Consider the following 6,453-nt stretch of genomic DNA (forward strand, 5'->3'; position numbering starts at 1 on the left):
ATGATAATCGAACTTCATGACCGGAGAAACTAAGCCAGATCCGCCCCCGTCCCCCCGGATGCGTCGACCCCTCAGTCGTTCGTTCGCCGCGGTCGCTTTCTACCCATCCTTGCTCTTTAACTGGTCAATGATTCGCCTTTTTCGCCGCTGGCGATGGTGGGACCGAATCGATGAGCACGTTTTGATCGGCGCTTTGCCGAGCGAAAAAGTGGCCACAGAGATCATTGCGGCCGGCGTAACCGCTGTGGTGAATACCTGCCAAGAGTATGCGGGCCCCCTCGCGACGTACGCCAAATCAGGCGTCGAACAGCTTCATTTGCCGACCATCGACTTTGTTCCCCCATCGCTAGAAGATGTGAAACGCGGGGTCGAATTCATCGATCAGCAGATCGCCGCCGGCAAGCAAGTTTACATCCATTGCAAAGCGGGCCGAGCTCGCAGCGCGACGATTGTCATCTGCTGGCTGATCAAAGCGAAAGAAATGACCCCCACCGAGGCGCAGCTCTTTTTAATTAGTAAGCGCCCCCAAACGCTGAAGAGCGTCCATCGTCGTCCGGTTGTCGAGCAGTTTTATCAGTGGTGGCTGAAAGAAAAGTCGCAGCGTGCGGCGCCGGGAGATGGGGCGCCGCCAGAGCAGGCGAATCCGCCGGAGTAATCGGTAACCGCGATACCGACAAAATCGGGCGATTCGCCTCCCGTGTACGGCCAGAAAAGCTACGATATCGAAACGGCTGGTCCGTCCGCTTTTCGACTTTGGAGGAGTCGCTATGCCGCGCTCGATCGCAATTCTGCTGCTGCTGACGCTGATTGGATGTGGAACCCCAGAGAATGGGGACTTGCAGTCCGACAACGATGGCCCGGTGCTGCGCAAAGTGCGGTTGGCGCTCAATTGGTTCCCTGAAGCGGAGCACGGCGGATTTTACGCCGCCCAGCAACAAGGCTATTTTGCGGAAGAAGGGCTGGACGTCGAGATCATCCCCGGCGGTCCCGGCGTTCCCGTCATTCAGCAAGTGGCGCAAGGGAACGTGGAATTCGCCGTCGCGAACGCCGACCAGGTGATTCTTGGCCGCGCGCAAATGGCCAACGTGGTGGCGCTGATGTCGCCGTTGGAAAAGAGTCCGCGTTGCATCTTGCTGCATGCCAATTCGCCGATCAAAACCTGGGACGAGTTATCCAGCTGCACGTTGGCGATGAACACGGGGCGCACGTTCGCGGCTTATCTGCAAAAGAAACTGCCGCTGAAAGATGTGCGGATCGTTCCCTATAACGGCAACCTGGCCCAATTTATTAGCGATCCAAATTTCACCCAGCAAGCGTATGCCTTTAGTGAGCCGTATGTGGCGCAGGAAAAGGGGGTCAAAACCCGGTCGTTGATGGTGCATGAGTTGGGGTTCAATCCTTACACCAGTATTTTGATCACCAGTGACGATCTCTTGCAGGCCGAAAAAGGGCTCGCGACCAAGATGACCCGGGCCTGTTTGCGCGGCTGGAAGCACTACCTCGATTCGTCCAAATCGACGAACGAGCAGATCTCTTCGCTCAATCCGGAACTAGATGTCGCCGCACTGGAATTTGGCGCCAAAGAGATTCGCCAGCTCGCACTTTCTCCCCATGACGATCAGTACGGCCGGATGACGCTTGCGCGTTGGACCGAATTGCTGGATCAAATGGTCGACGTCGGCGCAGTCAAGCAAGGCCAAGTCAAACCTGATGTTTGCTTCGCCGTCGACATCTTCGCGCTGGCGACGCAGCAGTAGCGCGACTATGGATCCGCTTTGGCGCCGGTGTTGACGATTTGCTCGACGGCGACCAGCAGACGCGGCGCTGCGGCCGGCGCTAGTTCTAACAGAGCCTGACCGCTGCGCACGGTCGCGATCGCTTGCTCACGCAGCGCGGCGTCGTTTCGCTTGTCAGCCAGGTACAGTAGATTGCCGGCCGCAACCGAATTGCCGGCCGGGATCGCGTTGTCGGTCGCGATCTTTCCCCGCACAATCACTTCTTCGGCGTCCGCCGCCGTAAAGTAAAAGCCGCCGAGACGCGGATCGCCGAACAGTTCGATCTGCTGCTTGGTAAGTCGCTCTGCGGCGTCCAGCCACTTGGGCTCGCCGGTCGCTTCATGCAGCGCAATTAGGCCATCGACTAGCATCGCATAGTCGTCGACGTAGGCGGTGATTTTCGCCTGCCCATCTTTGAAACTCCGTAGCAAACGACCATCGGCAGAGGTGACGTTGGCCAGGATAAAGTCAGCGCTGCGTGCGGCGGCGTCGAGATAATCTTGGCGCTGGAGAATGCGGCCGGCGTCGGCCAAGCCGGCGATCATCAGCCCATTCCACGCCGTCAGCGCTTTGGTGTCGATCGCCGGCGGCGTCCGTTTTGCACGGGCCGCCAACAGCGTTTCACGCAGCGTTTGCAATCGCGTTTGCAGTTGGTCTGCGTCCAGCTTGAGGTTCTGCGGCAACTCGGCGATCGGCGCCTGTAGCTCTGGCACAAAGTAGACTTCCTCAAAGTTAGGAGAGCCGCCGAGACCATAGACCGACTTGGCCAGCTCTAACTGGGCAGGCGAAAGGATCGCCGTTAGTTCCGCCTGCGACCAGCGATAGTACTTGCCTTCTTCGCCTTCACTGTCGGCGTCGATGGCGGAGTAGAACTGCCCGTCGGGGCCGGTCATTTCTCGCAGCACAAAGTCGCACGTCTCTGCGGCGACGCGGCGATATTGGGGATTGCCGGTCAACTGATAAGCTTCGGCGTAGAGCGACGCTAGTTGGGCGTTGTCGTACAGCATTTTTTCAAAGTGAGGAATGCGCCAAAAGCGATCGACGCTATAGCGATGCAGCCCGCCGCCGATATGATCGCGAATGCCGCCGGCGGCGATGCCATCCAGCGTGGTGGTGAGCATCTTTTGCGCTTCGGCAGAGCCGGATCGCGCGCGCGCCAGCAGGTATTGCAGCGTCGCCGGTTCAGGGAACTTGGGTTGATTCGGATCGTCGGCCGAGAAATTGAAGCCCCCATGTTCGGCGTCAAACGTTTCAGCGATCGCGGCGTCGGCGGTCGCCAACAGTTGCTCATCCAGCGTCAGCGGCTGCAGCGTCACGCGCGGCCGCAGCGCCTCTTTGACCAAGTCGCTCAAGCCGTCGCCACTCTTGCGCAGGTCAGCTTCTTTCTCTTCCCAAAACTGGGCGACGCGATCGATGACGGTTAGAAATCCAACTTGCGCGTCACGATCGCCATCACGAGCCGGCCAATAGGTGCCGCCGTAAAACGGTTTGCCCTCAGGGGTCAAAAAGACTGACAACGGCCAGCCCCCGCCGCGCGTCATGATCTGTACGGCCGTCATATAAACGTGGTCGATATCAGGGCGTTCTTCACGATCGACCTTGATGCAGATGAAATGCTCATTCAAAAACTTGGCGATCTCTTCGTCCGTAAAACTCTCGTGCTCCATCACATGGCACCAGTGACAGCTCGAGTAGCCGATCGACAAAAAGATCGGCTTGTTCTCTTGCTTGGCCAGGGCCAGCGCCTCTTCGCCCCAAGGGCGCCAGTCGACCGGATTGTGAGCATGCGCCAGCAAGTAGGGACTAGTCTCGCCGGCCAGATGGTTGGCGGGATGCTGTTTGCCGGCGGCGGGTTCTTCTGCCGACGACTGACAAGCGGCCAAGGTCAACAACAGCAGCAAAGCAGTGCGAAGTGAAGCAGGCATAGAGCGTCTCGGCGAGAGGACGAAGGGGGGACGTTGATCGTACCATAGCCCTCATCGAGAAGCGAATTTGCAATGGCGTTCGACGCGGTCTGAGTTGGGCGACGGCGGCGCATAAAAAACACGCGACCCGTTTCGAGCCGCGCGTTTGGTTAGTGTTCGTTGAAAAGCCGCTAGTCGACGACGGCTCGAAAGGTGACGTCGCCGATGGTCAGCAACTGACCCGGCGCGAGTTGGGCGAGATCGATCCGATCGCGATTGACGAAGGTGCCGTTCTCCGAGCCCAGATCGCGGACCAAGATCTCTTCGCCGCGAACCAGAATATCGCAATGCTCGTCAGCGACCAGGGGATGGCTGAGCTGCAAGTTAGCGCCGGCGCCGCGACCGATTCGAACCGGCAGTTGCAACGACATCTCTTGCGCGTCCATCGCGCCGCCGATTACTTCCAGGCGAAGCACATGGACCTTCGGTTCGGACGCAGGGGAAGGAGCAAATTGTTTATTGGTCGCGATCATGACTTATGGTTCCGCACAAAAATCGAAGACATCCTGTCCCTCTGTTCTTCCAGACGCAGCCCAAGCTGTTTTTGTTCGCTTGGTCGTCAGAAGATAGTCTGCCCTATGGGAGGGAGAATTTGACGAGGAGAAGATAAATATTAGAAGCAAAATCGGGGCCAAAAGTTACGCGGACCCGTATAAATCGCAAGAAACGATTTGTCGGTTGCTGTAGATCGCTCGGCTGAGGGGGTTGGGTTGTAGTAGTAGCGGCAAAAAAAGGGGAAGCGAAGTTTGCTTCGCTTCCCCTCGAGATTGGCTGAATTTTAAAATTCAGGCGTTGATTTAGAAGTCGTCCGTCGCTTCTTCGGCTTCTTCCGTCGCTTCTTCGGCTTCTTCCGCCGCATCGGCGGCTTCTTTTTCGGCCTGTTGCACCGCAATGGCGGCGGCGACCGCTTTGATGACGCCCACGTCCAGGCTGACCCGGCTCTTGGTGCCGGTCTCAGAAACCGTTCCATTGATCGTCAATTGAGCATCTTTGCCGCCGAGCGCTTCCAAAGCCGCTTCGATCGGCGCGTTGTCATCAATGCTCTTGATGAACTCTAGAATTGGCTTCGAGGAAACCACAATGGTCGCCGGACTGGTCATCGGTTGACCAGCGCTGGCGAGCGAATCGTCGATCGCCTTCTTCAGCTTGGCGATCGCATCCGTACCGATCGATAGGTAGGCCGACTTCTCGCCGATACCCAAGACAATCGTCAGCGTCTCGCCAAATAGTTTGCGAGTTTCTTCTTCGGTCGCCGGAACCGGGCCTTCCACGACATGGAAGTTGACCCCTTGGTGCGAATCGGCGTTCCACTTGACCCCGGGGAAGTCAGGCTGGTCTTCGACCAACTTCATCATTTCTTTGAAGCCGTCTTCGACGCGCTTGCCATCCGAGACGAACGCGCCAAACAGGAACGTCATTTTGCTCGGCGCCAGATCAACGGTCATGCCCATATCGATCTTGCCCGCTTTGACCGTTTCGATCAGCGCGTCAAACGAAAGGTCGATCAGACGATTGGCCGCTTCACGCGACTTTTCGTCCAGGTCGTCGTTGTTCTCGATTTCGGCGAACGCCTTTTGACGACCAGCGTTCAACTGCTTCACCGAGTTTTCGATTTCCTCGGGGGCAATCTTGCTGGCGATATGCAGCGTGCCGGCGGCCTGTTCGTTCAAAAATCCGGCAAAGTCGCTGGTCACGCCGATGTTCATCGCCAATTGCTCGGCGAGCTTTGAGCCCGGCAGAACGTTGTAGCTGAGGTCGAAGTAGGTCTTTTCGGCCGCTTTGTCAACGTTCCAACCAATCGTCAGGTCGGTGATTTCGGTGAACAATCGCTCTAGCTGAGCCACTTGCAGTTCGACCATCTTTTGGCGTTCGGCGAAGGTCTCGTCCGATTCGCCGGGCTCTTGCTCCAACGAAAGTTCGATCCCGCTCCGAATCTGCGCGATGATCATTTCGTGGTAGAGCTGCGGAACGTTGTTCAGATTCAGCTTGACCGCGATGTCATAGTCGGTCGCCAAGGTCCCCAGCAGATCGGCAGGCTTAGCCGGCGTATTGGCCAACGACTCTTTGTCTTGAGCGACAAAGGCCCAGCCATCGACTTCTTTGTAATAGATCGGCAACGGGGCTTCGAGCAGGAAGACGCCATCTTCCATGTCTTGCGGTTCGCCCACTTGGTCCTGCAGGATCAACAGCAGCGATTTCAGATCGGAGACCGGCAGAAAGCCGATATAGCTGAACTGCTGGCCATCGGTACGAACGACCACGCCGATCGGGCGCGTCTTATCAATCCCTTGCGTGAAGGGGGCCGACATCATCGCGGCCATGCGACCGAAATTAGCTTGATCGGCCAATTCTGACAGATATTGGAAATCGCCCAGCACTTTTTGGAACGGAGCGATCGAGACGACCGCAACCGTTTTCAGGTCGGCGGCTTCGTCCTGCGCTTTCACCAGCGTCGGGGCGGTCGCCAGCGCCAAAGCGGCGAGCCAAATCCACGTCGATTTCAGTAGCAGCTTCACTTTCGTCTCCTTCAGGTGTTTTTTCGGCGGCGTGATCGCCGCCGTCGCTTGCCGGTTGGGGGGCTTTGCGCCAGATGCCAACAATTTAACCGTTGCTGGAACAATACGAAAGCCGCATGCGCGTGGGTCGTTGCGCACCGCGACCTGGGATGCAAGCCGTGCATAAAGAAACTACCTGCGAAAGAGAGCGCAGGTTTT

Annotated in this window: 5 protein-coding genes; 2 read left to right on the top strand and 3 right to left on the bottom strand. The window is 57.6% G+C overall.

Going from position 1 to position 6,453, the window contains the following annotated elements; all coding sequences use genetic code 11:
- Positions 1–127 precede the first annotated feature (127 nt).
- Positions 128–655 (top strand): phosphatidylglycerophosphatase and protein-tyrosine phosphatase 1 family protein, encoded by a 528-nt coding sequence (locus tag DSM3645_RS03855; RefSeq protein WP_002650717.1) that lies wholly within the window; start codon positions 128–130, stop codon positions 653–655.
- 112 nt (positions 656–767) lie between these two features.
- Complete coding sequence (locus tag DSM3645_RS03860; RefSeq protein ID WP_002650718.1) at positions 768–1,757, top strand: ABC transporter substrate-binding protein; 990 nt, start codon at positions 768–770, stop codon at positions 1,755–1,757.
- Positions 1,758–1,762: 5 nt separating this feature from the next.
- Here the strand turns inward: DSM3645_RS03860 and DSM3645_RS03865 are convergent, their stop codons facing one another.
- From DSM3645_RS03865 to DSM3645_RS03875, 3 genes are all read right to left on the bottom strand, one after another.
- Positions 1,763–3,700, bottom strand: a complete 1,938-nt coding sequence (locus DSM3645_RS03865) for a thioredoxin domain-containing protein (RefSeq protein ID WP_040351585.1) — start codon at positions 3,698–3,700, stop codon at positions 1,763–1,765.
- A gap of 170 nt (positions 3,701–3,870) precedes the next feature.
- Positions 3,871–4,212 (bottom strand): FHA domain-containing protein, encoded by a 342-nt coding sequence (locus DSM3645_RS03870; RefSeq protein ID WP_002650720.1) that lies wholly within the window; start codon positions 4,210–4,212, stop codon positions 3,871–3,873.
- 324 nt (positions 4,213–4,536) lie between these two features.
- Positions 4,537–6,255 carry a hypothetical protein gene (locus DSM3645_RS03875; RefSeq protein ID WP_237564750.1) on the bottom strand — a complete coding sequence of 573 codons (1,719 nt, stop codon included), beginning with the start codon at positions 6,253–6,255 and terminating at the stop codon, positions 4,537–4,539.
- Positions 6,256–6,453 lie beyond the last annotated feature (198 nt).

This window comes from Blastopirellula marina DSM 3645 (assembly GCF_000153105.1).
GTDB lineage: Bacteria > Planctomycetota > Planctomycetia > Pirellulales > Pirellulaceae > Blastopirellula > Blastopirellula marina.